General features: G+C 63.3%; 26 protein-coding genes. 16 read left to right on the forward strand and 10 right to left on the reverse strand.

What is annotated here, in order from left to right; all coding sequences use genetic code 11:
* The first annotated feature begins 66 nt into the window (after positions 1 to 66).
* From htr1 to cofG, 3 genes are all read left to right on the forward strand, one after another.
* The gene (gene htr1 / locus G9C82_RS06635) at positions 67 to 1,653 is read left to right on the forward strand and encodes a sensory rhodopsin I transducer Htr1 (RefSeq protein WP_127013670.1); all 1,587 of its coding nucleotides are present in this window, start codon (positions 67 to 69) and stop codon (positions 1,651 to 1,653) included.
* Positions 1,653 to 2,363, forward strand: a complete 711-nt coding sequence (gene sop1, locus G9C82_RS06640; RefSeq protein ID WP_004964156.1) for a sensory rhodopsin I — start codon at positions 1,653 to 1,655, stop codon at positions 2,361 to 2,363. The genes htr1 and sop1 overlap by 1 nt, the downstream gene beginning before the upstream one ends.
* 188 nt (positions 2,364 to 2,551) lie before the next feature.
* Complete coding sequence (gene cofG / locus G9C82_RS06645; RefSeq protein ID WP_127013671.1) at positions 2,552 to 3,658, forward strand: 7,8-didemethyl-8-hydroxy-5-deazariboflavin synthase subunit CofG; 1,107 nt, start codon at positions 2,552 to 2,554, stop codon at positions 3,656 to 3,658.
* Between the two features lie 199 nt (positions 3,659 to 3,857).
* Here the strand turns inward: cofG and cofH are convergent, their stop codons facing one another.
* Positions 3,858 to 5,210, reverse strand: coding sequence for a 7,8-didemethyl-8-hydroxy-5-deazariboflavin synthase subunit CofH (cofH, locus tag G9C82_RS06650; RefSeq protein WP_004964161.1), 1,353 nt, complete (start codon positions 5,208 to 5,210; stop codon positions 3,858 to 3,860).
* Positions 5,211 to 5,324: 114 nt separating this feature from the next.
* Positions 5,325 to 6,341 (reverse strand): sodium:calcium antiporter, encoded by a 1,017-nt coding sequence (locus tag G9C82_RS06655; protein WP_127013672.1) that lies wholly within the window; start codon positions 6,339 to 6,341, stop codon positions 5,325 to 5,327.
* A 151-nt stretch (positions 6,342 to 6,492) separates the two neighbouring features.
* On the opposite strand from G9C82_RS06655, the gene G9C82_RS06660 reads away from it, so the two are divergent.
* Together G9C82_RS06660 and G9C82_RS06665 are read left to right on the forward strand one after the other, a co-directional pair.
* Positions 6,493 to 7,527 (forward strand): phosphoribosylaminoimidazolesuccinocarboxamide synthase, encoded by a 1,035-nt coding sequence (locus G9C82_RS06660; RefSeq protein WP_127013673.1) that lies wholly within the window; start codon positions 6,493 to 6,495, stop codon positions 7,525 to 7,527.
* An 82-nt stretch (positions 7,528 to 7,609) separates the two neighbouring features.
* Positions 7,610 to 8,170, forward strand: coding sequence for a phosphatase PAP2 family protein (locus G9C82_RS06665; RefSeq protein WP_127013674.1), 561 nt, complete (start codon positions 7,610 to 7,612; stop codon positions 8,168 to 8,170).
* Positions 8,171 to 8,458: 288 nt separating this feature from the next.
* Here the strand turns inward: G9C82_RS06665 and G9C82_RS06670 are convergent, their stop codons facing one another.
* Entirely contained in the window at positions 8,459 to 9,439 is a 981-nt protein-coding gene (locus G9C82_RS06670; protein ID WP_127013675.1) for a formyltetrahydrofolate deformylase, read from the reverse strand.
* Positions 9,440 to 9,559: 120 nt separating this feature from the next.
* Here G9C82_RS06670 and G9C82_RS06675 point away from each other — a divergent pair, with 120 nt between their 5' ends.
* The 8 genes from G9C82_RS06675 to G9C82_RS06710 all read left to right on the forward strand — a co-directional run bounded on the left by G9C82_RS06675 (position 9,560) and on the right by G9C82_RS06710 (position 15,831).
* Positions 9,560 to 10,435 (forward strand): GAF domain-containing protein, encoded by an 876-nt coding sequence (locus G9C82_RS06675; RefSeq protein ID WP_127013676.1) that lies wholly within the window; start codon positions 9,560 to 9,562, stop codon positions 10,433 to 10,435.
* A complete protein-coding gene (locus tag G9C82_RS06680) occupies positions 10,435 to 11,094 on the forward strand; it encodes a hypothetical protein (RefSeq protein ID WP_004964178.1) in 660 nt (219 codons plus the stop codon). The genes G9C82_RS06675 and G9C82_RS06680 overlap by 1 nt, the downstream gene beginning before the upstream one ends.
* Positions 11,095 to 11,145: 51 nt before the next feature.
* Positions 11,146 to 11,400, forward strand: a complete 255-nt coding sequence (purS, locus tag G9C82_RS06685; protein ID WP_004964181.1) for a phosphoribosylformylglycinamidine synthase subunit PurS — start codon at positions 11,146 to 11,148, stop codon at positions 11,398 to 11,400.
* Between the two features lie 52 nt (positions 11,401 to 11,452).
* The gene (gene purQ, locus G9C82_RS06690; protein ID WP_127013677.1) at positions 11,453 to 12,130 is read left to right on the forward strand and encodes a phosphoribosylformylglycinamidine synthase I; all 678 of its coding nucleotides are present in this window, start codon (positions 11,453 to 11,455) and stop codon (positions 12,128 to 12,130) included.
* A 441-nt stretch (positions 12,131 to 12,571) separates the two neighbouring features.
* Positions 12,572 to 13,534 carry a substrate-binding domain-containing protein gene (locus tag G9C82_RS06695; protein WP_004964188.1) on the forward strand — a complete coding sequence of 321 codons (963 nt, stop codon included), beginning with the start codon at positions 12,572 to 12,574 and terminating at the stop codon, positions 13,532 to 13,534.
* A 32-nt stretch (positions 13,535 to 13,566) separates the two neighbouring features.
* The gene (locus G9C82_RS06700; RefSeq protein ID WP_007189150.1) at positions 13,567 to 14,253 is read left to right on the forward strand and encodes an ABC transporter permease; all 687 of its coding nucleotides are present in this window, start codon (positions 13,567 to 13,569) and stop codon (positions 14,251 to 14,253) included.
* Positions 14,253 to 15,017, forward strand: coding sequence for a phosphate ABC transporter ATP-binding protein (locus G9C82_RS06705; protein WP_004964194.1), 765 nt, complete (start codon positions 14,253 to 14,255; stop codon positions 15,015 to 15,017). Before G9C82_RS06700 ends, G9C82_RS06705 begins: the two co-directional genes overlap by 1 nt.
* Positions 15,018 to 15,102: 85 nt before the next feature.
* Positions 15,103 to 15,831: a TOBE domain-containing protein gene (locus G9C82_RS06710; RefSeq protein ID WP_007189152.1), complete on the forward strand. Its 729-nt coding sequence runs from the start codon at positions 15,103 to 15,105 to the stop codon at positions 15,829 to 15,831.
* A 28-nt stretch (positions 15,832 to 15,859) separates the two neighbouring features.
* On the opposite strand, the gene G9C82_RS06715 is transcribed toward G9C82_RS06710, so the two are convergent.
* From G9C82_RS06715 to arcS, 4 genes are all read right to left on the reverse strand, one after another.
* A complete protein-coding gene (locus tag G9C82_RS06715; protein ID WP_241244086.1) occupies positions 15,860 to 16,021 on the reverse strand; it encodes a hypothetical protein in 162 nt (53 codons plus the stop codon).
* A 77-nt stretch (positions 16,022 to 16,098) separates the two neighbouring features.
* Positions 16,099 to 17,175: an archaeosine biosynthesis radical SAM protein RaSEA gene (locus tag G9C82_RS06720; protein ID WP_007189154.1), complete on the reverse strand. Its 1,077-nt coding sequence runs from the start codon at positions 17,173 to 17,175 to the stop codon at positions 16,099 to 16,101.
* A gap of 38 nt (positions 17,176 to 17,213) precedes the next feature.
* Positions 17,214 to 17,621 carry a VanZ family protein gene (locus G9C82_RS06725; protein ID WP_007189155.1) on the reverse strand — a complete coding sequence of 136 codons (408 nt, stop codon included), beginning with the start codon at positions 17,619 to 17,621 and terminating at the stop codon, positions 17,214 to 17,216.
* A gap of 83 nt (positions 17,622 to 17,704) precedes the next feature.
* Positions 17,705 to 19,492 (reverse strand): archaeosine synthase subunit alpha, encoded by a 1,788-nt coding sequence (arcS, locus tag G9C82_RS06730; protein WP_127013679.1) that lies wholly within the window; start codon positions 19,490 to 19,492, stop codon positions 17,705 to 17,707.
* Positions 19,493 to 19,883: 391 nt separating this feature from the next.
* On the opposite strand from arcS, the gene G9C82_RS06735 reads away from it, so the two are divergent.
* The gene (locus G9C82_RS06735; RefSeq protein WP_174789901.1) at positions 19,884 to 21,029 is read left to right on the forward strand and encodes an alginate lyase family protein; all 1,146 of its coding nucleotides are present in this window, start codon (positions 19,884 to 19,886) and stop codon (positions 21,027 to 21,029) included.
* A gap of 65 nt (positions 21,030 to 21,094) precedes the next feature.
* Complete coding sequence (locus tag G9C82_RS06740; protein WP_127013681.1) at positions 21,095 to 21,970, forward strand: NAD(P)-dependent oxidoreductase; 876 nt, start codon at positions 21,095 to 21,097, stop codon at positions 21,968 to 21,970.
* A gap of 25 nt (positions 21,971 to 21,995) precedes the next feature.
* Here the strand turns inward: G9C82_RS06740 and tgtA are convergent, their stop codons facing one another.
* The 3 genes from tgtA to G9C82_RS06755 form a co-directional block, all read right to left on the reverse strand.
* The gene (tgtA, locus tag G9C82_RS06745) at positions 21,996 to 23,468 is read right to left on the reverse strand and encodes a tRNA guanosine(15) transglycosylase TgtA (protein WP_127013682.1); all 1,473 of its coding nucleotides are present in this window, start codon (positions 23,466 to 23,468) and stop codon (positions 21,996 to 21,998) included.
* A gap of 120 nt (positions 23,469 to 23,588) precedes the next feature.
* Positions 23,589 to 23,846 (reverse strand): hypothetical protein, encoded by a 258-nt coding sequence (locus G9C82_RS06750; RefSeq protein ID WP_007189160.1) that lies wholly within the window; start codon positions 23,844 to 23,846, stop codon positions 23,589 to 23,591.
* Between the two features lie 44 nt (positions 23,847 to 23,890).
* Positions 23,891 to 24,436 (reverse strand): NUDIX hydrolase, encoded by a 546-nt coding sequence (locus G9C82_RS06755; protein WP_127013683.1) that lies wholly within the window; start codon positions 24,434 to 24,436, stop codon positions 23,891 to 23,893.
* Positions 24,437 to 24,530: 94 nt separating this feature from the next.
* On the opposite strand from G9C82_RS06755, the gene G9C82_RS20880 reads away from it, so the two are divergent.
* Positions 24,531 to 24,656 carry a transporter gene (locus G9C82_RS20880; protein WP_194242931.1) on the forward strand — a complete coding sequence of 42 codons (126 nt, stop codon included), beginning with the start codon at positions 24,531 to 24,533 and terminating at the stop codon, positions 24,654 to 24,656.
* The last annotated feature ends 3 nt before the right edge of the window (positions 24,657 to 24,659 follow it).

Below are 24,659 nucleotides of genomic sequence, written 5' to 3' on the forward strand. Positions count from 1 at the left end.
CCGCCCTAGTATCAATACTGATACTTCCGAGTTTACATTTAGGTAGTTGCAGACTACTATCCATATGTGACTATTTCTAGTGTCAAGCAGAGCTATGGGGCCAAGCTCGGTGTCGGATACATCGCAACGGCTACCCTGCTTATCACTGTCGGGGTGGTAACACAAGATGTTGCATCGACAGTCGTCGCCGGCATCGCCGGTTTACTGACGCTTGGCTCGATCAACGCAGCCGAAACGGTTGCCAGCATCACCGAGTTATCAGCACAGACACAACGGGTGGCAGACGGAGACCTCGATATCGAAATCGACTCGACGCGTACCGACGAGTTCGGGGACCTTGCTGACTCTATCGAGCAGATGCGCGTCTCGTTGCGCGATCGACTGTCAGAGATGGAGGCCGCGAGGGCAGACCTCGAACAGGCACAAACTGACGCAAACGAGGCACAGGCAGAGGCAGAGGCTGCTGAGGAGGAAGCCAAGGAACTCGCCACAGCCTACCAGGACATTGCAACAGAGTACGGGACAGTCATGGCAGCCGCCGCAGACGGCGATCTCACGCAGCGTGTCGATGTGGCCACTGAGTATGACGCTATGGAGACCGTCGGCCAGTCGTTCAATAGGATGATGGATGAGTTACAGGAGACGATCGAGACGGTCACCGCCGTTTCGAGGCGTATCACAACTGAAACTGACGAGATAACCGAAACGAGTCGGCGAGTCCAGCAGGAGGTCGACGCGGCTGTCGAAACGGTCGCCGATATCCAGACGCAAGCAACCGACCAGCAGACAAAACTCGAATCAGCTGCAGTCGATATTCAGGACGTGAGCGCGTCAGCAGAGGAAATTGCCGCAACAATTGACGACCTTGCCGACCGGAGCAGTGAGGTCGAGGAAGCCAGCAGTGACGCTCGGACAGCCTCGGAAACATCCCTGACGGAGATGGACCAGATACAGGCTGATGCAGCTGACGCTGTCACACAGGTCGAAACCCTCCAGCAGCGAATGGCCGAGATAACGGACATCGCGGATATCATCTCAGAGATCGCGGAGCAGACAAATATGCTGGCACTGAACGCGTCGATAGAGGCCGCTCGCGCTGGTGGACAGGGCAGCGGTGCGGACGGGAACGGGTTCAGCGTCGTTGCAGACGAAGTCAAGTCACTTGCTGAAGAGACGCAGTCGCGGGCTGACGAGATAGCAACGGTCATCGCGGAGGTATCTGAGCAGACAGAGGAGGTGACTGACTCGATACAGGCGACGGAGACGCGAGTCGAAACTGGTACTGAGACCGTCGAGTCGGCCCTGTCGGAAATTGCGACAATTGCGGAGGCCGTCGACGACATCTCAGCCTCCATCGAAGAGATGCGAGAAACTACCTCGGAGCAGGCAGACACCGTTCAAGCGACGGCCGACTCGATAGCGGATGTCACCGAAGCAAGCGCGGAGACAGCGACGACTGCGGAAGAAATGTCGACACAGATCCGTCGGCAGCGGGACGTCGTCAAGTCGATTTCCGACTCACTCGATTCCTTCCGTGAAACCGCGGTTGACGACCTCGAATCTCGAGTTCGACTGTTTACCATTAACACAGATACCACAGCGGCAAGCCAGACGCGCGCCATAGGGTCGCCGTCAGTTGGAGGTGACGACTGATGGACGCCGTTTCAGTCGTGTACGGGATAACCGCCGCTGGCTTTGCGGTCGGTGTCGCCATCGTCGGGTTCCTCTATGCGTCGCTTGAGGGGTCCGACGAACGGCCAATTCTGGCGGCACTGGCGCTTATACCCGGGGTTGCAGGTATCTCGTACGTTGCGATGGTGTTCGGTATTGGTACCGTAACCATCGGCGAGACGACGCTTGTCGGGTTCCGATATCTCGACTGGGTGGTGACGACGCCGCTGCTGGTCGGGTTTATCGGGTATACTGCCGGCGCGTCGCGACGCGCGATTTTCGGGGTCATGGCGGCAGACGCCCTGATGATACTTGCAGGCGTCGGGGCGGTCGTCGCCGCCGGGACACTGAAATGGGCACTGTTCGGCGTCTCGGCAGTGTTCCACATCTCGCTGTTTGCCTATCTGTACCTCATCTTCCCGCGCTCGGTTCCGGACGACCCACAGCGTATCGGCCTGTTTAGCCTCCTCAAGAACCACGTCGGGCTGCTGTGGATCGCGTATCCGCTCGTCTGGCTTGCTGGCCCCGAGGGACTTGGATTCGCGACCTACGTCGGTGTCAGCATCACCTATGCGTTTCTCGACCTGCTGGCGAAGGTCCCTTACGTGTACTTTTTCTACGCCCGACGGCAGGTGTTCGCCACGAAACTGCTTCGGGATTCGGGTGACACCACAGTGACGCCGGCGGACTAAGCAGTAGCGGTCACCGAGGTGTCGTCGATCACGCGGCACTTCGGAGCTGATAACGGTTCACAAGTAACCGGCGTGTCACGACACACTGATTCTGTTGTCATGTGGCCAGTTTCGACCGTCCACAACTACTGGCACAGGCCATCACACACGACTGAAGGTTTTTGTCCGTGGGGTGCCCACCCCGGGACGTGATACCCGGCACGGACGCGTATGACATCGCTATCGAGATTTCGGACGCCGACATTGAGCGACTGCTGTCGGTGATGCCCGAAGATGTCGAGGCCGCGTCGGCGCTGTCCTACTGCCGGAACGTGTTCTTACCCCTGACGACCGCCTGCCGCTACACCTGCACCTATTGCACGTACTACGACCCGCCGGGGCAGGCAGAGCTGATGGACCGCGAAGAGATCCGGGAGACCTGCCGCCGCGGGGCCGACGCCGGCTGTACCGAGGCGCTGTTTACCTTCGGCGACGACCCGGACGACCGCTACACCGCGGTCCACGACCAGCTCGCCGAGTGGGGCCACGACTCCATCCACGAGTACCTCCGGGAAGCCTGCGAAATCGCGCTGGAGGAGGGGTTGCTCCCGCACGCCAACCCCGGCGACCAGACACGCGAGCAGATGGCCCACGTCGCCGACCTGAACGCCTCGATGGGCGTGATGCTTGAGACGACCACAGAGGTTCAGGCACACGGTGGCCCGCGGGCGAAAAACCCCGGTCAGCGACTCAACACCCTCCGGGTGGCCGGCGAACTCGGCGTTCCGTTCACAACGGGCATTCTCGTCGGCATCGGCGAGGACTGGCACCACCGCGCAGAGAGCTTGCTCGCTATCCGAGAGATGCACGAACGCTACGGCCATATTCAGGAGGTCATCATCCAGCCCGTCGTCGAGAACGAGCGCTGGCAGGGCGGCTCCCCCGACCTGGCGACAATGCGCCGGGTGACAGCAATGGCCCGCGCGGCCCTTCCCAAAGAAGTGTCCGTACAGGTCCCCCCGAACCTCGCGCCCGCCCGGGACCTGACTGACTGTGGTATCGACGACCTGGGCGGCGTTTCTCCAGTCACAGTCGACCACATCAACCCCGAGTACGAGTGGCCCGCGCTGCAGGAACTGACCGCCGTCGCCGAGGCCGCCGAGGTGCCACTGAGCGAGCGGTTGCCGGTCTACGACCACTTCGTCGACGACGGCTGGCTCTCTACCCCCATCGAGGCGGCTATCGAGGCCGATAATGACGCCGGCGACCGGTTCCGGTCAATACTGGACCGGGGTGTGAATCCAGTGACGCTGTGACTCCGGCGGCCAGTCTGCAGGTGAACGGTCGCCACGGCCAAACAGACACTGGACAACAATCACCTAGCAGTCTAGGCGGTATCTACACATACGCTGGCGTACCAATATATATCATGCCTGGGCGTGCCTCTGACAGCAGTTCCAGGCGGAATACTCTACCACACCGGCCACGGCCAGTGCCCAGCCGTGGTCCACTAATTCAGTCGAGTAATGGCGTTCCGTCAGCCCGTGGTCCGAGTTGCGGGCCGAGCACGTCGGCGTCGGGGTCGATAACGCGGCGCTGCTCGTAGTCCGTCGAGCGCTCGACGGGCGTCCGGCCGATGGCAGTGATCATGTCGGCGTACTCCTGAAACGACCGGAACTCGCCGTAGTCGCCGCCGGCGCGCTTGGTGATCTCTTCTGAGAGAATCGTCCCCATGAAGTCGTCCGCACCGCAGGTAAGCATCTTCAACCCCTGCGTGTCACCGTATTTGACCCACGAGGCCTGAATGTGGTCGACGTTGTCGAGGAAGAGCCGTGAGACGGCGATCATCAGTTCGTCCTCGTCGACCGTCGCGCCGCCGTCGACCATGCCACGTTCGTACAGCGGCGTCTCCTCGTGGACAAAGGATAGCGGGACGAACTCTGTGATTGCGCCGGTTCGGTCCTGCAGGTCACGGATGCGCTGCAGGTGCAGCGCACGGTGGTACTCGTTCTCGACGTGGCCGTACATCATCGTCGAGGTCATATCGAGGCCAACCGACGCAGCCGCCGCCATCGCTTCGAGCCACTCGTCAGTGCGGATCTTTCCCGGGCAAATAACGTCACGGACCTCGTCAACGAGGATTTCGGCAGCCGTGCCGGGGACGCTGTCGAGCCCGGCGTCTTGCAGTCGGCTAAACACCTCCTCGTAGGACCAGTCAGTGCCCCGGCGGGCGTGATAGGCTTCCTCCGGCGTCATCGAGTGGAGATGGATGTCGCCGACGTTCATCGCGTCAAGCTGTTCGCAGTATGTGGCCGGGTCCGTCTCGTACTCGTCGGGCGAGCGGTAGTTCAGGTCTCCGCGGTCGCTCGTCTCCAGTATCTCCCGGTGTTCGTCGTCCAGCGCGAGCGCGGGGTGGAGTCCAGACACCGAGCAGACCTCGTAGATGCCCCGGTCGAGAGCGTCCTGTACGATTTGACGGGATTCGCTCGGCGTCTTCGTGAAGCCGCCGTGGTCCTCCTGATAATCGCTCCGGAACTGCTCGGAGCGGTCCTTGAAATTACAGAACAGGCAGCCCGTGTTGCAGGCCGTTGTGACATTGTTGTTGAGGTTCGCGACGAAGGTGACCTCGTCACCGACGACCTCGGCCCGACGGCGGTCGGCCGCTTCGAGCACCTGCTCTTTCCGGTCGTGGTCGATACCGTCCCGGTCAGTGCCCGTGGTAAAGAGTTCGACGGCGTCGTCAACTGTCAGTCGCGTCCCGTTTCTCGCCTTGGCGAGGGCGTTCTCGAACGACTGGTCAGTCGTCGGACGGTGCTCGAACTCGGTGGAGCCGTCCGGAGTACCGACGGTCTCTGGGACGTCCGGCATTGCTGGACAGGAGGGAAAGAACGGTCAAAAGCGTATGGGTACGCACACGGATCACAAGGTCGACAGGGCCCCGTGTTCCGGGAGACAAGCGGCTGCAATTCCGGGAACACTCCATCAGGTCGGCAATACGCCACCGACCCAGCCCGCAGTCTCGACGATAACCCAGGCAACGAAAGCCGCGTACGCGCCGAGCAACGCATACGATTCGAGTTCGCTCAACACAAGGTCGGTTCGGAGGACGGTGAACAGAAGAATCGTTGCCCCGGTCAGGACGCCGAACATCGGCACGGCCATCGCGAAGTCGACGGTCCACGTGCCGGCAATGAGAACGCCAAGCGGGATAGCGACAAGCAGGTCGAACGTATTCGAGCCGAGAACGTTTGCGAGCGACGTGACCCCGCGGTCGTCGCGGGCTGCTCTAACACTGACGAGCGTGTCGGGGAGACTCGTCGCCGCCGCGAGAATCGTCACACCGAGCAGAAACTCCTGAACGCCGGCGGCCCGACCGATGACTCTGACGGCGTGGACGAGGTTCTCCACGGCCACGAGGATGACAGCCAGGCCCAGCAGAAGAAAGAGCCACTCCCGCCCGACCGAGATGTCGGCAGTCCAGTCCTTTTCAGGGTCGTGGTCGGCCGTATCCTGATACTGGATGAAGACGTACAGGCCGTAGAGCGCGAGCGGAATCGCCGCCAGCGGCCGCGTGATAACGCCAGTGAGTGTGGCCTCACCGGGATAGTAGATGACCGCAAGCGCCATCGTAATAAGCAGGACTGAGACGGCGAGCATGTAGAACTGCGCCTCCTTGTAGACGAGTGTCCGGCTCGATTCGAGTTCGTCGTCCGTGGCAATACCCGCAGCTGCGGGAATAATGAGAATGTTGAAGATTGCCGACCCGACGATTGCGCCGACGCCAAGCGGCATTGACCCGCCAAGCGCCGCGACGACGACCGTCGCGACCTCCGGGAAACTTGACCCGACGGCAACGATGATCGCGCCCTGAACGACGTCTGGGAGGCCGTAGTACGTCGCGAGCCGCTCGCTCGATGATTCGAGCCAGTCGCTCCCTTTCCATATCGCGACCGTCGCGGCGACGATGATCGCAGCCTCGACCAACAAACTGGAAGCCATCAGACAGTCAGTCGACGGCCCGACAGAAAACCTTGCCTTCCGAGCGCGAGTGATACTGTCTGTGAAGAATTTCGCTACCGCGAATATCTTACAATAGTTACAGCCGACAGTATGAGAAACGTCTTTGTCCCCGGCCCGAAAGGCGGGCACAATGACGAGCGTCAAGGAATTTCGCGTGGACGAACCGGCGACGGCCGAGGGGCTTGGCCGCGGCGCGTTCGTGTTCACGGACGACTACTCCGTATTCGACTGGGGGAAGATGCCGGACCAGATCCCCGACAAGGGCGCGTCGCTGTGTACGATGGGCGCGTACAACTTCCAGCTACTGGAGGAGAACCACGTCCCGACCCACTACGAGGGCGTGAGGCTCCCCGACAGCGACGAGGTACTCGACCTCGGCGAGGCGCTGTCGGCCGACGCCGCCCCCGAGGAGATGGTCATCGAACTCACGCAGGTCCCGGACCTCCCCTTCGAGGACGGGAGCTACGACTACGACGCCTACCACGCGGGAGCCAACGAGAACTACCTCATTCCCCTGGAGATCGTCTTTCGGAACCGGGTCGGCGTCGGATCGTCACTGCGGTCCCGGACCGAGCCTGCCGACCACGGCCTTGACTACGACACCTGGCCAGAGGAAGTCGTCGACCTCGACGAGCCCATCGTCGAGTTCTCGACGAAATACGAGGAACAGGACCGATACCTCGACCGTGAGGCGGCCGACCGGATCGCCGGCGCGGCCAGCATCGACCGCCTCGAAGAGCTGGCTCGGGCAGTCAACCACATCGTTACGGAACAGGCCGCCGAGGCCAACCTGATCCACGAGGACGGGAAAATCGAGTGTCTGTACTACGACGGAGAGATCCGCGTGGCCGACGTGGTCGGCACGTTCGACGAGAACCGCTTCTCCTACGAGGGACAGCAGGTCTCGAAGGAGGTCATCCGCCAGTACCACAAGCGAACCCAGCCCGAGTGGGTCGAGGCCGTGGGCGAGGCGAAAAACGAGGCCGATGTAGAGGGCGTCGCCGATTGGAAGGCGCTCTGTGATGAGTCACCGGAACCGCTCGATGACGACGTAATCAAAGTCGCGCGCGACCTCTACTGCGCCGGCACAAACGCCTACGTCGGCGGCGACGTGTTCGACGCGCCGTCGCTCGACGATGCTGTCGATGCCGCAAGCGAACTCTGACGCCGGTGTGACACGGCGGCGCTGCCGCCTCGCCGACAATCGCCGGTGCTGATATACCACAGCAGCCCCTCAACTGTGGCACATGGAGGAGGTCGTCGGCGAACTCATCGATATTATCGTCGCTATCGACGACCAGACGGTGTCGCTGATACTCCAACTCCGGAACCCACTTCTCACGAAGGTCCTGACCTCGGTGACCGGGCTAGGTTCGGCGGCGGCGGCAGTCGTGTTTCTCGGTTTCTTCGGTCTGGCCGGCTGGGAAGACGAGCTCCTGATAGCTGCCGTGGCGCTGGTGCTGACTGGCGTCGTTGTCGGGGTGCTTATGCAAACAGTGCAGCGGCCGTTTCCGCCTGCCCCGGTGTGTATGACCGGGGACGCCGGCACCATCGCCACGTCGTTTCCCTCCGGTCACGCGGCCGCCGTCGTCGTCTTTGCAATGACAGCGCGCCAGTCGCCGCGGCTTCCGTTCGGCGTCGTCGCCGGCCTCGCGGCGACGGTGTCGTTCTCGCGGGTCTATCTCGGCACGCACTACCTCTCAGACACCGTGGCTGGCGTGGCTATCGGGGTATTCGCGTTCGCCGCCGCGAAGCGACTCGTCGACCGGTCCGACTTCCTGTCGCGAGCTCGACCGGTTCTGGACTGAACCACGGCATATGTCTGTGCGGCCCGGAGTCCAGTTTTTGTGTCGGCAGGCCTGCTTTGCAACACATAGAGGGAGCCGACCGCTTCATGTTCTGGATGCTCTCCGAGACTGTCGCCACCGCGGGGTGGCGAATCGATTGCCGCAGTTACAGCCAGAAGGATAGCCCGTCAGCAACAAGCAAGGCTGACATGCGAGCACGCACCGTCGCTCGAAGCGTTCGCGGCGTCACGTCCAGAAACAGCCCCGTTGCGCCACCGTTTCCGGAGTGAGACGCCGAGCGGCGGTGTCTCAGTCGTCGGCTTCGAGTTCGTCGTCCTCGGCAACGAACTCGCCAAGGCCGTCGATCGGACGGTCGGGGTTCAGCTGGTCGAGTTTCTCCGGTGCACCAAGCTGGGCCGAGGTTTCCTCGGGGTCCCGCAGTTTCGTCCGGCCACGATGGACGTTCACCTCGTCGTCGAGGTGGAGCTTGATGGCCTCAATGAGTGCCTCGGCTTCGAGCGGCTGGCCGATCTGCTGGAGCTCCTCCTCAGTGGCGTCGTCGGGGACGTTGAACGCGCGCTGGGTGATGATCGGTCCCTGATCCAGATCCGTCGTCACGTAGTGGGCGGTGACGCCAGCGATGCGGACGCCCTCCTCGATAGCCTGCATATATGCCGACGCGCCGGGGAAGGCGGGGAGCAGGCTCGGGTGGACGTTGATGATCCGGCTCTCGTACCGGAAGACGACGTCCGGCGAGAGGATGCGCATGTAACGCGCCAGCGCGATGAGGTCGGCATCGTACTGCGCGAGCAGGTCGAGCAGTTGGTCCTCGTCGGGCGTCCCCTTCTCGTCGCCGATGTCGTGGAACGGCACGTCGTATTTGGCCGCCAGCGGTTCGAGGTCGTCGTGGTTCCCGATGACCACCTCGATGTCGGCCCCGAGGTCGCCGTTGGCCCACGCCTCGAACAGCGCCTCCAGACAGTGAGACTCCTTCGTGACGAGGACGGCGATGGTCTGGGTCTCGCGGTCGGCGGGGAACCGGACCTGCACGTCGACGCCGAGTGCGTCGCCCAGTTCGGTGAGGTCTTCGCGGAGTTTCTTTTCCGTCGTCACCATCCCGGACGTGTCGACGCGCATGGTCATCCGGAAGACCCCCTCTCGGACAGCCTGATCGAGGTCTTCGATGTTGATGCTGCGCTCGAACAGGAGCGAGGTCACTTCGGCGATGAGGCCCGTGTCGTCCTCGCCGACGACCGTAATCTCAGTCAAATCGCGAGTCACGATACCCACCTCCGGACAGCGTCGTCATTCATTTGACGCAGAGTCGGCAGTCCCACGGCAAAAGCCTTCGTTTTCCACCGAGCGTGGCCGCCAACCATTTGTGTGTTAGTCCGTGAACGTCTGGTCGTGATGAGTGATTCGCCGACCGTTCTCTGTGTCCAGCCGGACGCCGACGAGCGCGCCGAGACGGCCGACGCGCTTGCCGACGCCGGACTCGCTGTCGAGGGAGTTGGGTCCCTCGATACGTTGACCGCAGCACTTGACCGGTCGGTCGACTGCGTTGTGACGGCCTTCGACCTTCCAGACGGGGACGGGTTCGACGTGGTAGACGCGGTCCGTGCAGTGAATCCGGCCTGTGTTGTGACTCTCTATACGGAACACGCGCCGTCGGACCTCCCCCGCGGCGGGCCCGAGCAGGTCGTCGAATACGTGCCGCGGACGGTTCCGGAGTCCCGGGAGCGGCTTGCAGATGTGGCTGCCATGGCTGCCGCCGAGGTAACGCAGGCGGCCTACCCGGTTCCGGAGACCGAGACGGAGCGGCTGGCCGCCGTCCAGCAGTACGATGTCGACCAGTTGGCGGCAATCGACGCGTTCGACCGGCTGACGGCGCTTATGGCCAGTCACTTCGACATCGACGTGGCCTTTGTCGGCCTCATGGACGAACACGAGGAGCGGTTCGTGGCGTGTGAGGGAGCCAACTGGCGGACCCTCGCCCGCGAGGACACCATCTGCACCCATACGATTCTCTCGGACGAGACGATGGTCGTCGAAGACACCCACGAAGACCCACGCTTTGCCGAGGTCGACGCGCTGAAACAGCTCAATATCAGGTCCTACGCCGGCGTCCGAATTACAGACAGGGAGGGGAACGCAATTGGTGCCGTCTGTTGCACCGACGGCGAACCGCGGCGTTACACGCAGACCGAACGAGACGACCTCCAGCGGTTCGCTGACGAGGTTGAGGACCAACTGCTGCTGCGACGCCGGCTACAGGGGGACCGCTAATGGCACAGCAACAGGACGACCGATACACGTTCGACGACCTACCGCTGAATCCGGTCGAGTCAGGAACGAGCCTGCTCGTGACCGGGCCCGGTCTGAGCGGCGCGCGGGAGATGGGACTGCGACTGCTCTGTAGTCCCGATACCAACGGCGGGACCGTCCTCGTCGCGACAGACAGCGACGCCACAACGATGCTCAAGGACTTCGAGCGCCACGGCGGTGCGCTCGACCGCGAGCGAGTTCGTGTTATCGATTGCGCACAGGAAAGCGGCGACCTGTCGGAGGACAACGTGTCCACGGTCAACACGCCGGCGGACCTGACCGGTATCGGTATCGAGTACTCCGGTCAGTACGAGTCGACGTACGCCAGCGGCTACACGCGAGTCCGCACCGGCATCATCACGCTGACGCCGTTGCTCGTCTACAGCGACGACGTGCGGGCGGTGTACCGGTTCCTCAACACCATCACCGGCCGGATCGGAACTGCGGATGGGCTGGGTATCTGTGTGCTCGACCCGAACGCCCACGAGGAGCAGGTCGTCGAAAGCGTGGCACGGTTTTTCGACGGGCGGGTCGATATTCGTGCTGATCAAGGCGACCTTGATCTCCGAGTGGCCGGCCTGCAAAACCAGCCAACCAACTGGACGCCGGTCGGAACGTGACCTGCCGGGAGAACACAAGCGTTTTCTCCGCTGCCCGCTCGCTTGCCAGTAATGACTGCCTTTACCGCGACCGTCACCGTCCGCCTCAAACGGGGCGTCCTCGACCCCGAGGCAGAGACGACACAGCGCTCGCTGGAACGCCTCGGCTTCGACCTGAACGACCTCCGCTCGGCGGATGTGTTCGAGCTAGATCTCGACGCCGACAGCGCCGACGACGCGGCCGAGCGCGCCGAGGAGATGGCCGAGCGGCTCCTGGCGAACCCCACGATCCACGACTACGACGTCGAGGTGACCGAGACAGAATGACCAGCACCTCGAAACTGACGGCAAAGGTCTGTTTCCACACGGGGTGGCTCGCGTGACCATTGCCGTCATCCAGTTCGGCGGCTCGAACTGCGACCGCGACGCCGTCCAGGCTCTGGAATCGCTGGGCTTCGACGCCGAACTCGTCTGGCACGAGGACGGGCTTCCCGAGGATGTCGAGGGCGTCGTCCTCCCCGGCGGCTTCTCCTACGGCGATTACCTCCGTGCCGGCGCGATGGCCGCCCGCTCGCCAATCATGGCCGACGTCCGCGAAGTCGCAAGCGAGGGAACGCCGGTGCTTGGCATCTGCAACGGCGCGCAGATCGGTTGCGAGTCATCGCTGACCCCCGGCGCGTTTACGACCAACGAGAGCGCCCGCTTCCAGTGTGAGCACGTCCGCTTGCGCGTCGAGAACGCCGACACGCCATGGACCAGCCAGTACGAGGACGGCGAGGTCGTCGAACTCCCGATCGCTCACGGTGAGGGCCGCTATGAGATCACCGACGAGCGTCTGGATGAACTCGAAGCCGAGGACCGGATTCTGTTCAAATACTGTGACGAGGACGGGACTGTCACACCCGAGGCGAACCCGAACGGCTCGAAGCACAGCGTGGCCGGCGTCACCGGCGAAGCCGAACACGTCGCCGTCATGATGCCCCACCCGGAGCGGGCGACACTGTCGGACCTCGGTCGGACTGACGGCCGCGGCGTTCTCACGGGCTTCGCTGAGTAACGGTCACAGACGAAACTGTCACTGCGGCGGTTTCATACGCGACTGGGGCATATCCGAACAGCCGCGCCGCTATCTGGTTGTGTCTCAAAGGGGAAGGGACCAGCGGAGCGTGTGACATAGTCCGGCGGCCCCTATATTGCCTTGGCGGTCAAGCCGTATAAATACATGCGTACCGGAGTGGAAGTGAAATCGAGGAGGACAAAGCGTTTGGCTGCGGCTGATGGCGATAGAGTACATCAGCCACTCGCATTTGCTCTCGGCAACGAATCATCGCTAACAGGGCAGCCTTCCCCCGCTCGCGTTGTGTCGAGCGCTAGTGCCTCTCAGGACAACGAGCCGCGAGGGTGTCCGCTACCGCTGTCGCCCATACAGACCTGACAGAATAGATACGTCGGTTTATCCATCATAAATTATATTTGCTGTTGGGTCAACGCTGTATCTATGCCGATACAACGACGAGAGTTCATTGCAGCAATAGGGACAGGCGCGTTAGCAACTACCGCCGGGTGTGCGCAGTCCGGGGAAGGCAGCGGCCAGACCGAAGCGGAAACGGAAGCGGAATCCGGGGGCGGCGGTCAGCCAGGGGTGGCCGGCGAAACCCTGACGCTTACGACAACAACGAGTACGTACGACACGGGCCTGCTCGATGAGATCCACCCCGACTTTGAGGATATGTACGGCGTGTCGGTCGATGCAGTCGCACAGGGGACCGGTGCGGCTCTTGAATCGGCCCGCAACGGTGACTCGGACATCGTGATGGTCCACGCCCGCGGCCTCGAAGACGATTTCATGCGCAACGGATACGGGATCAACCGCCGGGACCTGATGTTCAACGACTTCGTCATCGTCGGCCCCGAAGACGACCCGGCAGGGATTCAGGGCATGGGTTCGGCCACGGAGGCACTGACAACTATCGCCGAGTCGGAGTCCCAGTTCGTCTCACGCGGGGACAACTCCGGTACCCACACCAAGGAACTCAACCTCTGGGAAGCGGCGGGAACTGAACCGGGCGGAAACTGGTATCAGGAGACTGGGACCGGCATGGGTGAGGCGCTGAACATCGCCAACCAGCAGGGCGCGTACACGCTCTCGGATCGCGGGACGTACATCTCCCAGCGCTCAGAGATCGACCTCGTCATTCTGGTGCAGGGGCCGATCGAGGACGGACCAGAGATCCTCGCGAACCCGTACGGGATTATGGCGGTCAATCCCGGCGTCCACGACAACGCGAACTACGATCTGGCAATGGCATACATCGGCTGGATCACCAGCCCCGGAACCCAGGACGCAATTTCGAACTATCAGGTCAACGGCGAACAGTTGTTCTTCCCGGAAGCCGTGTCCGAGGACCCCAACTTCCAGCAGTACGTGCCAGAAGGATGGAGTAGCGACGCAGGCGAGTAAGCGTGTTCCTCGATTCAGTCGGATACCTACCGATGACCGTCGTCGCCCTTCCGTTCCGGGAAGGGTACGTGTCCAGTATCATTTACGTCTCACTATACGTGAGTGTCATAGCCGTGACACTGAGCACGCTGTTCAGCCTCCCGATCGCCGTGGTGATGGGGTTTTCTGACTTTCCCGGCAAGCAGTTCGTGAAGTCAGTCATCAACACTGGGATGGGGTTTCCAAGCGTGGTCGTCGGTCTTCTCGTCCTGTTTACCGTCTCGAACCAGGGACCGCTGGGGGATCTAGAGCTGATATTCACCAAGGAGGCGATGATCATGTCTCAGTTCGTCCTGGCAACGCCGCCGATTACGGCGATCAGCCTCGCGGCTATCAGTGGCGTCGACGACAAGGTCCGCGACGCCGCACACGTTCTCGGCGGAACACGCCTCGACGTGGCGCTAGTCGTACTCAAGGAGGCCAGATACGGTATCGCAACGGCAGTGCTTGCGGGCTTTGGCCGTGCCATCAGCGAAGTCGGGTCCGTGCTCATCGTCGGCGGGAATATCACGAGCGCACGGGGCATCTCGAAAACGCGGACGCTGACAACCGCGATTCAACTCGAAGCCCGACAGGGACAGTACGAGACGGCGATGATTCTCGGGGCCGTGCTGGTCACGCTTGTGTTGACGGTCAACGCTATCGTCATCCGACTGGGGGACCAGGGGGTGCAGCGATAATGCTCGATGTCACGGCGGTATCACACGCCTACGGAGACGACTACGTGTTCCGGGACCTCTCGATCGGGATCGAACCCGGCGAGGTCGTTGCCGTCATCGGTCCGTCCGGCGTCGGGAAGACGACGCTGCTCCGACTGCTCGCGTTCTCACTGGAACCGGACGAGGGAACCATCGGCTTCGACGACACGGACGTGTGGGCCGTCGACGAAGCGACACGGCTCTCGCTGCGTCGGCGGATCGGCATGGTGTTTCAGGAAGCGAGTCTGTTCGACGCGCCGGTCGCTCGCAACGTCGAATACGGGCTTCGAATCCGCAGGTCGTGGACAGCCAGACTGCAGCGCGAACTACAGTCCATAGTTCGCTCGAACGGCACCGCGGCGGCCGTTCACGAGGCCCTCGGCGTTGTCGGGCTGACCGAGAAAATGGACCAGCACGCGGATTCGCTCTCGGGCGGCGAGGCCCAGCGGGTGTCGTTCGCCCGCGCGCTGGCCTACGACCCGGACCTGCTGTTACTCGACGAACCGACATCGGATCTGGACCCACGGAACACCGCCGTTATCGAGGATGCGATAGCCGAGGCCCGGAACCGGGGTATCGGTGTCGTGGTGGCGACACACGACATGCATCAGGCGGAGCGGGTGGCAGACCGGGTCGCAGTGCTACTCGACGAGCAAATAACTGAAATAGCCCCGACAGAAGTGATTTTCCAGAACCCATCGGACCACCGCACCCAGAAGTTCATCTCCGGAGAACTGGTCTACTGACCGCTTCATACCCCACTCCGATCACCGGTGGAAGATAGGGCTGGTCGGCGGCAATACCTTTATCGGGGAACGACATTGTCGAGATATGGATGCGACTGCGGACGTCGAAGTGCAACTGGAGCAGGGCGACGTGGCGCTGACCGCCCGCGACCGGACGCTCCTGCAGGCGGTCGCGGCCCACGGGTCGCTGAACGCCGCCGCCGACGCGCTGGGTCGGTCGTACGCCCACGCCCAGCGCCGCATCGTGGAACTCGAAGATGCTTTCGGCCCGCTGGTCGACCGCAGTCGAGGTGGCAGCGGTGGCGGCGGCAGTGAACTAACGGACGCTGCCGAGCAACTACTGGCCCGGTTTCAGCGGCTACAGGCCGAGTTCGACGGGGTAGCGACGGCGGAAGAGACAGTCCTGCGAGGGACTGTCGTGGACCGTGACGGGGAACTTGCGACCGTCGAAACCCCGCCGGGGACGGTCCGGGCCATCGTCGACACTGAAGCGTGTCCCGGTGACGCGGTGGAGGTCGGCATCCGCGCCGACACGGTGACGCTGAACGCACCGTCCGAGGCCCCGGAGTCGACGGGGACAAGCGCACGCAACCAGTTCGCGGGCACCGTCGAGCGTATCGACGAGGGAACCTCTATCGCGCTTGTTGCGCTGGCTGTCGACCCGACGACGACGCTGTCAGCGCTCGTGACCGACACAAGCCTCGACAAACTTGATATCACTACGGGCGCGGAACTCGTCGCCTCGTTCAAAGCGACCGCGACCGCCGGCGTCATTCCCGCTCTCGACCGGTCGCTGTCGGATGAGTCATCGTAAGCAAGTGAACGGCGGCGTAAGAGGAGCCTTAGAGACCCCAGCCGGACGGCAGCAGGTCGGACTGGCAGGCACTGCAGGCGACCATTCCGTCGCCGTCGATGCACTGTCGCCGTTCACCACACAGGTCACACTCCGTGACCGTCCCGCGTTTATTGAAACTTCGGCTGTTCTGGTCACCGTTCGGGGTCATATCGAACAGTATTATGCGCGAAAGACGGATAAGCGTTGGTCGACAGGCCATCACACGGTTTCTGGCGCTCGCAGTGCTTATCGAGCGAGCGGGAGCGAGTAGCTGCGCTCGCGTTCGATGACAGCGTCCCACGTCGCCTCGCACTCGCAGCTCACCTGCTCGAACACCGACGGGTCCTGCCGGAGGTCGAAGTCCTTGATAGCGCGCTGGACCTTGTCGTCACACTCGCCGCAGTTGTGCGGGCCGCGGTCGCTGCCGTGGCCGACCGGGTCCGAGACGACGATGACGTCCTCATCGGCGGTCGACTCCAGCACGTCGGCGACCGACCAGAGCCACGGCGGTCGGTAGCCGCCGTCGTGGTACAGCTCCTCGACCATCGTGTATCGCTGGACGTTACAGGGGTTCATCGAGACGGTGTGACAGCCGTCGACGGCCGCACAGCGTCGCACCGACCGCTTCATATCCTCGACGGCCTCGGCTTCGGAGAGGAACGGCGGCTTCATCAGGAGGTACGCCTTGACGCCGGCACCGGCGGCCTGTGCCGCCTCGGAGGCCGCCTCGAAGTCGGCAAAGTCGAAGTACTTGTTCACGCAATCGTGGCGGACGCGGTCGGTCGCCGTCTCCAGACCTACCGCCACGTCCGTCTCCAGACCTACGTCGACGAAGTCGCCGACGGTCTCCTCGTCGATGAAGTCCGGCAGTGACTCGACGACGATGCGCTCACGGTCGGCGAAGGTTTCGGCGATAGCCTGACGCGTTTCCGCCGGGACTTCGCGCTCGTCGAGGAAGCTCCCGGAGGTGTAAATCTTGATGAGGCCGCTCTGCTCGTCGCTGTTCTCGCTTTCGTGGTCCAGACAGTGTTGAATCTGTGCCATGAGGTCTTCATGGGCGACACTCCCTCCTTCAACGCTCTCGGCGACGTAGCCACACATCGTACAGCCGCCGGCACGTGCCCACCGACAGCCGCCGGTGTTCAGGATGATAGTCAGGCTCTGGTAGACGCCGTCCGGGGTGTTGTCCTCGTCGAGCCACACGCGGGTCGGCTCGCGAGGGTCATAGGTCGAGTCGTTGCGCGACCGGATGTCACGCATCACGGAGTTGTGGGCGTCCATGCCCTTGCCCTCCTCGTAGACTTCAGGACTGGGCTTGCTCATTGGGGCGAGGTAGCCGATGAGCGCGTAAAGCCGCTTCGTTACTGCCGGGATTGTGGGTCGGTTCGGTCTGAAAGGGCGTCAGAACGGTAGGCCGCGAGCCACGCCAGTCCGGCCAGAACAGCCCCAACAGCGTTGGCCACGAAGTCAGCGCCACTTACACCGCGTGACGGGACGAGCGCCTGCAGGAGTTCGACCCCGGCCCCGTAGCAAAGGGAGACAATCACGAGTGCTGCAACCGTCGTCACATCGCGGGCCTGCCGGCCCCACGCGAGCAGCACCGCCAACGTGCCGTAACTCGCCGCGTGCACCCACTTATCCAGCGCGAAACCGAGAAGTGCGGGGACCTGCTCGCCCGCCCCTTCTGGAACCGGAAGCAGTGATGTGACCAGTACCAACAGGGAAAACCCGATTGCAGGGAGGTAGCGGCGGAACCCCGACACGTCCATACTGGCGGTTTTCCCGGTGCACAAATAAGTCGGACGGTCAGGGAAGCCGGTAGCCGATTCGGAACGAATCCCAGCGGACCCTGTTACTGCTCGTCGACGTGTCGCATCTGGACGGCAATACCGCGCGTCGAGGACCGCATCTCCGGGCCGCTCATCTGGGCGCGACCGACGCCGAAGGCCGCATCACCCTTAATCACCACGTCATCGCCGACGCGGATGTCGTCGCTGGCGTCCGTGATCCCCGGCGCAAGCACCGAGCCGTGAGGGACGAACGGCTCGATTTCGACGGTTTTCGTCGGTACGTCGCTCTCGACCCAGCGGCGCGCGCCGGCGGTGGTCAGCGAGAGCACGCCGTACTGCTGGGCGAGCGCCGCCAGTTGCTCCCCGTCGGCGTCGTCGGCACGCAGTTGCGGATACCGCCCCTGCGTCGACAGGTCGTCGAACAGTTCGTCGCCCGCGCCTTCGCCGAACTGGTAGTCAGCAACGGCGCGGATAGTGTTGTGTTCGCGCTCGCGTTTCGGATAGCGGTCCCAGCCCTCCAGTTCGGCGGCGAGGTTCCCCAGCGAATCCGCCGTCGTTGGGTGGTCGGTGACCGTGTAGGTGAACTCCCGGTCCAGCGAATCGGCCACGCGCTCGCAGATGTCGCGGTAGCCTTCGCCGGGAACGTGGGCAATAATCTCCGGGTAGTCGGTGCCTTCTAAATAGCGTTCGAGCACGCGGCTGACGAACTCGATTTCAGTGGCGGTCCAGTCGCCCGTGACCACGGAGTCGTAGTGCTGTGCGGGGTAAGTGAGTTCGAGTTCTTGCGGAACAACACCGATGGGCGAGGTCATCGAGACGACGTGGGCGCGCCACTTGATAGCGTCGTGGTACTGTTTGTGGCTCTGTGAGTCGCTGTAGGGTTTCCGTGCCGAGCACGGGACCAGCACGAGCGGGCGGTCGTCAAAGCGGGGGATGTAGCGGTCGGTGACGCGCTCGGCGAAGCGCTGGATTTCGACCCGCCGGAGCGAGTCGTCACTGGCCGCCGAGAGGTCGGCCCGCCGGATGAGCGGCGTTCGCTCCTCCAGATAGCCGTACCCCTGGTCCAGTCGTCGGAACGTCGCGGTGAGCCAGTTGTCCTGTCTGGCCTGACCCTCGACGTAGTCACGGAGGCGACCGTCACGAATCCGGCGGCGGACGCGTCGGAGTTCCGCGGCGAGCGCGTTGACGTTGTGTTCAGCGCAGTCCTCGCGGTCGAACTCCGCGCGTGGCTGCTGGCAGGCCGGACACGCACACGGGAGTTCGTCGAGGTCTTCGAGGAAGTACGCCTCGTCGGTCGTGAGATACCGGCCCTCGGTCCCGCGGACGACGGCGCGGTCCGGGTCGACGAGGTCGACGCCAGCGTAGACGAGCGTTGCGACGTTTCGCGGCGTTGCAACGCCGGGCAGATAGAGCGCGGTGTCCGCGGGAATTGCCTCACGGACGGTCGTAACGGCATCGACGAACGCCGACGCGTGCCCGACATAGCCGGGCGCACCAGCGAGAACGTAGGCGTCGCTGCCGTGGTTGGTCGCGGTATCAGGGGAAACAACGGCCGCACTTGGGAACTCGACGTCCGGATAGTCGACGGCGAAAGCCTCGGCGACTTCGTCCGGCGTGCCGGCGGGGAGTCCGCGGTGGGGCAAGACAGTGAGCAACGAGTCGTCGCCGTCGGGAGCGTCTCGCTCGGTAGACCAGCGGCTTCCGGCGTCAGCAAGGACGTGTCGGCAGTCGCCCGGCGTCTCAGTGTCCACGTCGTCGACCAGCGCTGGCGTCGTCACGGAGTCGGCGAGGCGCAACTCACCCACTCGCGCGGCGCTGTCGCGCTCGTGGACCTCGAAGTAGTCGGTCATGCAATGGCGTCAGCCACGCGCGACCAACTATCTTGCCTTTGGGCCAGCACGACCCCGCGAGCAAAAAGCCGTTCAAATCCAGCAAACGGCATCCTGATCGGGAGTTATGTGACCATGATTATCGCAAACAAGCCGCTATTCGCTGATTAGCTAGGTCCTAACTAAATCCATCGGGGATGACAGACGACTCGTGCAGCGACAGACACGACGAGACGTGTTGCTCGCCCTCTCGGGGACAGCCGTAGCGCTGGGAGGCTGTTCGACCGGCCTCTCCTCGGGGGACTCGGGTGCGAGGGCCGTGTCAGATGAGACGGAGCCGACACCAACGGAACAGGTATCGGGATCACCAACAGAACAGGTATCGGAGTCACCAGGTAAAAACAGGGCCGCAATGTTCGTCCATCTCGATACGCTGGCCGCGATACAGTCCCGTGTCGAGAGCGGAGACAGCCCGTGGACAGAGGCCCACGAAGCCTTCATGGACGATGTCCGCGACGCGATGGCAGCGGACCCCGAGAGTGTCACGGACAACGGCGACGGCCACGAGTTCAAAACGAAAGGACCTGAAGACCCCGCGGAACGCAAGGACTACGTTGCCGCGATCAGGACGGGGGACCGGCTCCGGGACCTCGGCCTCGCCTACCAGTACACCGGTGCGGATCAATACGCCGAGAAGGCCGTCGAACTGCTGGACCACTGGTTCCTGCGGTCGGAGACCTATATGACTCCTGTAAAAACGAACAGCATTGAGCAGTTCATCACGCTCCCGAAAATGTGGTGGGGCGCGGAACTCGTTCGCGGCCACGAGGCGTGGAGCGACGACAGTGTCGGCGCGGAGGCCGACCTGCAGGAGTGGGTCCGGACGTTCCTCGACGACGTGGGCCACAACATTCCGACCGCGATGGGGCAACAGAACATCTTCAACTGGCAGGAGATGACCCACGCCGCCGGTTCGGTGTACCTCCGGGACTGGGACCGGTTCCAGAAGGCCATGCGACGGAACCGCGAGACGGGCTTCACCCAACTCCGCGAGGACGGGCTGCTAGAAAACGAGATTGGTCGCGCGTCGAGTTTAGCGTACTCGCTGTATGCGGCGAAGGCACTGATCACCGCCGCGGAACTCAGCCGGCTCTACGCCGACAAACTCGACGGCCCCACACTGTACGAGTACAAGAAATTCGACGGTGACAGGGGTGCTATCGAGCGGATTCTCGACGCCCACGCGCCATACGTGGCCGACCCAGAGGCCTGGGAGGCGATGGGTGAAGGGGACCCCGACCGGTTTGTCAACAGTGACGGCTTCCCCGCCAGAAAGCAGGAAGCCGCGTCCTCGCTGTACGAGGTGGCCTACTCGTACTACGAGAAAGATACGTATCTGAAAGCGCTCAAGCAGAGCGGACAGCCAGTGAAGAACGTCCCGACATACGTCTCAGCCCAGCAGGCGGCAATTGACAACCCCGACCGGCCACATCGGGACGAACGCATCCTCGGCTGGACAACGTTCACGCACGGCGAGCGGTTCCGGCTTGACCTGTAACAGCGTTGTTTCCGGAGACGCAGTCACACCGCCACGTTTTGGATGCCAGCGGCTCTAAGTCCGGTATGAATGTTGTCGTGACCGGCGGCCGGGGGAGTTCCGGGCGCTGGATCGTCGACCGTCTCGCCGGACCGCACGACGTAACAGTGCTTGACCGCCGTCTCCCCGATGACGAGGGTCATCCGGCTGTTGAGTATCAGGCGCTCGATCTGACAGACGCCGGGGGCGTCTTCGACACGCTCACCGCCATCGACCCGGATGCAGTGGTCCACTGGGCGGCGATTCCGGTAGCTGGGAACCATCCCGGTGTAGACCTGTTCCAGAACAATACGCTGGCAGCACATAACGTCCTCTCGGCGGCTGGCCGTGTCGGCGCTGACGTGGTGCAGGGCTCATCTGATGGTGCGTACGGCTTCTTTTTCGCCGAGGAGACCCCCGTGCCAGATGAACTCCCGATTACGGAAGGGCACGCACGCAGGCCCGAGGACGACTACGGGCTCTCAAAGGTCGTTACCGAGGAAATCGGGAAGACGATTGCCCGCCGGGACGGCATCTCTGTGGCGTCAATCCGCCCGTCGTGGATACAGATTCCCGGGGAGTACCCCTGTCGGTCAGAGGACTACGTTGACGACCTCGCGGCTGGCGCGGGCAACTACTGGTCGTACGTTGACGTGCGAGACGTAGCCGACCTCGTCGAGGCCGCGCTCACCGCAGATGTTGCGGGGCATGAGACGTTCAACTGCGTCGGCCCCGACAACGCGCTGGGCCGACCGCTGGTCGAACTTGTGCGCGACCACTACGGTCGTGTGCCGGACGACTGTACAGTCGAAGGGGACGCCGCGGCGTACTCGACAGCCAAGGCCACGGAACGGCTGGGTTGGGAGCCGACCCGTTCGTGGCGTGAGGCTGCCGATGTGGACGTGGATGTGCCGACAGTCTGACCGGCGGCGAGAAGATTAAAACGGATCAGTCGCGGGCGTGCAGGTCTCGCAGGCGAACGCCCTCAGGCACGCGGTCAAGTGCCGTTGCTGGCCAGTCGTCGTGGACCAGGGTAAAGGACACGTCGGGGTGGAGTTCGACCAGCCGTCGGACTCCTGTAGCCGCGGCCTCGTAGGCAGCCCGGTCGGTCCGGTCCGGCGTTTCCGCGGTCAGCGGATAGGTGTCAGCGAGTTCGCGCGGGTACGGACCGAACGGGGGCAGGACGCCCCAGCTCTCGTCATACTGTGCACTGGAACTACCTTCCGTCAGCAGCACTTCCTCGCCCTCGACCGGGAGGCGCTCCAGTCGGTCCTGATGGCGTCGGACCTCGGGCCGGCGGGCGCTTTCAGTCGAGGTGTAGAAGAACGCGTCCTTCGAGACCGGGTCGGTGCGTTCGAGTTGCTCGGCGTGGTCGAGCAAGGCGCGGTAGCCGTCGAGCATCTCCGGATGACCACGGGCGCGGCTGTCGACCAGTTCCATGAGGTTGCCCGAGCGAATCGCTTGCTTGACCGTCCGGATTTCGCCGTAGGTGACGTGGAGGTTGTGCCGCGCGAGCAGTTCCTCGCGTGCGTCGGCGTCCATCGCATCGAGTTCCGCCGGCGTGTGGTCGGTACAGACCGGGCAGTGACACGGGAAGTAGCTCAGTTCGTCGAGCAGTTCCGTCCCCTGCACCGTGAGATAGCGGTCGTCGCGGGCATACAGCGCGTACGCCGCCGAATCGAACAGGTCACAGCCCAGCGCCGCCGCCATCGCGAACATCATCGGGTGGCCCGCACCGAACAGGTGGACCGGGCCGACCTCCCCCAGCCCGCGCTTGCAGGCCGCGACCACATCCGCGAGGTCAGCGTAGCGGTACTCGTTCATTAGCGGGACGACGGCTCCCAGCGGGAACACGTCAAGTCCAGTCGAGACGGCATCTGCAGCGGCGCGCTCCCGCAGGTCCGGATACGTCGCGCCCTGAACCGGCGCACTGACGAGCATCTCGCCGGTGTCGACGGTAGCAGCGTGTTCGAGCCGTTCCTGTGTCGTTTTGAGTTCCTCGGTCGCCCGCTCGCGGTCCACGTCCGGCGGCGTCGGGATGTCCACCGGCGTGCCGATATCGGAGCCGATCTCGTGTTGGAACTCCAAAATCTCCTCAGTAGTCACGTCGATGTCGCCGTACTCGGCGAGCTGGAAGGACCCGGAGTCGGTCATGATAGCCCCGTCGAACCCAAGCAGGTCGTGGAGGCCTTGCTCTAACACAGGCTCACGGAGGTCATCGGAGCCGTGCAGGATGTAGCTGTTCGTGATGAGTATCTCCGCCCCGAACTCCGACGCCAACGTTGCCGGTGCAACCGTCTGGACGTGGGGATTGACCACCGGCAGAATAGTCGGCGTCTCAACGGTGACGCCGGCCCGTGGCACCGTTAGCTCGCCCAGCCGGCCCGCGGCGTCGTACTGGCGGACCTCGAAATTCGTCATTACACGTCGTCGTCGGTGGGCGCGCCTAAGGGTTGTGTTCCCCCGTGGCTGGCCGTTCGTCACTGGCGGAAGCCGAGAACGACGGTGGGGCCGAACGGCGCACCGGCCGGCGCAGCGCCGCTATTCGTCGGGCTGTTCCGCTCCGCCGGGCACCAGTTTCCGCTCGGGCCGGTGGACGGTCCCAGAGTCCTCGTCAGCGACGTACGTCTGTGAGGTTCGGAACATAGCAACCACCTCGTCGCGGGACCCGTAGGCGTCCTCGACAAGCCGTTCGAGCAGTTCCGCCCGCGAAATCGGCTGACCGGTCCGACGGCGGACAGCCGCGCGCAGTTTATCGAGCCGGCGTTCCGTCTGTTCGTCGAGTGCAATCGGGGCCATGTGTTTGCTGGTACCACCCCACATGATTTCAAGCTGTCGTCAGTTCAGCGCTCGAACAGGGCATAGTACATGATACCTACGGCAGACCGACTGTCACGGAGCGTGCCGTCGCGCACCGACTGGACCAGGGAATCGAAGTCGGCAGTGTCGACCCGAATCGATTCGTTGTGGTCGAGGTTCTGGTCGGCCGCCGCCTCACAGCCGCGTGCGACGTAGTAATGGAACACATAATCAGTGTTGCCGTTAGCCGGTTCGCCCGTGTAGAGGTGGTCGAACGTATCGGCCTCGTAGCCCGTCTCCTCGCGGAGTTCGCGGGCGGCGGCGACGGTTGGGTCGTCGTCCTCGTCTTCCACCGTTCCGGCAGGCAGACCGTAGTTGATTCGACGGACTGGCTGTCGCCACTCCTCGATAACGACCACGTCGCCGTCGGCGGTAAACGGGAGCACGATGACGCTCTCACCGTGCTGCACGTAATCGAACGCACCCTTCGTGCCGTCAGGGAAGCGGACATCCTCACGGACGACATCAAACCCCGGACAGGCGTATGCGGTCTCTGCATCAAGCGTCTCCCAGGCGAGTTCCTCGTCCATACTGGGAGTGTGGTCCCCACCGGCAAAGTCAACACGGGTCCACGCAAATGCAGGCACCGGACGGATGCGAGATGGCGCACTCTGTAGAGGTGGAATGAGAGTATCGACAATCGTCATCCTGCTCGGTATCGTACTGTTCGTCCTCCCGGTCCCCGGAACGTTCATCGCTGGGGGACTGGCCCTCGTCGCCGGCGGGTTGGCCCGGTGGGGCGGGCTCTGAGGA

It is taken from the genome of Haloarcula sp. R1-2 (assembly GCF_011627385.1).
GTDB classification, from domain to species: Archaea; Halobacteriota; Halobacteria; order Halobacteriales; family Haloarculaceae; genus Haloarcula; species Haloarcula marismortui.

Coding starts and splice junctions, on each gene's coding strand:
- sop1 (WP_004964156.1), top strand. CDS start 1,653: ATGGACGCCGTTTCAGTCGTGTACGGGATAACCGCCGCTGGCTTTGCG.
- cofH (WP_004964161.1), bottom strand. CDS start 5,210: ATGCCGGACGTCCCAGAGACCGTCGGTACTCCGGACGGCTCCACCGAG.
- G9C82_RS06655 (WP_127013672.1), bottom strand. CDS start 6,341: ATGGCTTCCAGTTTGTTGGTCGAGGCTGCGATCATCGTCGCCGCGACG.
- G9C82_RS06660 (WP_127013673.1), top strand. CDS start 6,493: ATGACGAGCGTCAAGGAATTTCGCGTGGACGAACCGGCGACGGCCGAG.
- G9C82_RS06665 (WP_127013674.1), top strand. CDS start 7,610: ATGGAGGAGGTCGTCGGCGAACTCATCGATATTATCGTCGCTATCGAC.
- G9C82_RS06675 (WP_127013676.1), top strand. CDS start 9,560: ATGAGTGATTCGCCGACCGTTCTCTGTGTCCAGCCGGACGCCGACGAG.
- G9C82_RS06680 (WP_004964178.1), top strand. CDS start 10,435: ATGGCACAGCAACAGGACGACCGATACACGTTCGACGACCTACCGCTG.
- purS (WP_004964181.1), top strand. CDS start 11,146: ATGACTGCCTTTACCGCGACCGTCACCGTCCGCCTCAAACGGGGCGTC.
- G9C82_RS06695 (WP_004964188.1), top strand. CDS start 12,572: ATGCCGATACAACGACGAGAGTTCATTGCAGCAATAGGGACAGGCGCG.
- G9C82_RS06700 (WP_007189150.1), top strand. CDS start 13,567: ATGACCGTCGTCGCCCTTCCGTTCCGGGAAGGGTACGTGTCCAGTATC.
- G9C82_RS06705 (WP_004964194.1), top strand. CDS start 14,253: ATGCTCGATGTCACGGCGGTATCACACGCCTACGGAGACGACTACGTG.
- G9C82_RS06710 (WP_007189152.1), top strand. CDS start 15,103: ATGGATGCGACTGCGGACGTCGAAGTGCAACTGGAGCAGGGCGACGTG.
- G9C82_RS06715 (WP_241244086.1), bottom strand. CDS start 16,021: ATGACCCCGAACGGTGACCAGAACAGCCGAAGTTTCAATAAACGCGGG.
- G9C82_RS06720 (WP_007189154.1), bottom strand. CDS start 17,175: ATGAGCAAGCCCAGTCCTGAAGTCTACGAGGAGGGCAAGGGCATGGAC.
- G9C82_RS06725 (WP_007189155.1), bottom strand. CDS start 17,621: ATGGACGTGTCGGGGTTCCGCCGCTACCTCCCTGCAATCGGGTTTTCC.
- arcS (WP_127013679.1), bottom strand. CDS start 19,492: ATGACCGACTACTTCGAGGTCCACGAGCGCGACAGCGCCGCGCGAGTG.
- G9C82_RS06735 (WP_174789901.1), top strand. CDS start 19,884: ATGTTCGTCCATCTCGATACGCTGGCCGCGATACAGTCCCGTGTCGAG.
- G9C82_RS06740 (WP_127013681.1), top strand. CDS start 21,095: ATGAATGTTGTCGTGACCGGCGGCCGGGGGAGTTCCGGGCGCTGGATC.
- tgtA (WP_127013682.1), bottom strand. CDS start 23,468: ATGACGAATTTCGAGGTCCGCCAGTACGACGCCGCGGGCCGGCTGGGC.
- G9C82_RS06750 (WP_007189160.1), bottom strand. CDS start 23,846: ATGGCCCCGATTGCACTCGACGAACAGACGGAACGCCGGCTCGATAAA.
- G9C82_RS06755 (WP_127013683.1), bottom strand. CDS start 24,436: ATGGACGAGGAACTCGCCTGGGAGACGCTTGATGCAGAGACCGCATAC.
- G9C82_RS20880 (WP_194242931.1), top strand. CDS start 24,531: ATGAGAGTATCGACAATCGTCATCCTGCTCGGTATCGTACTGTTCGTC.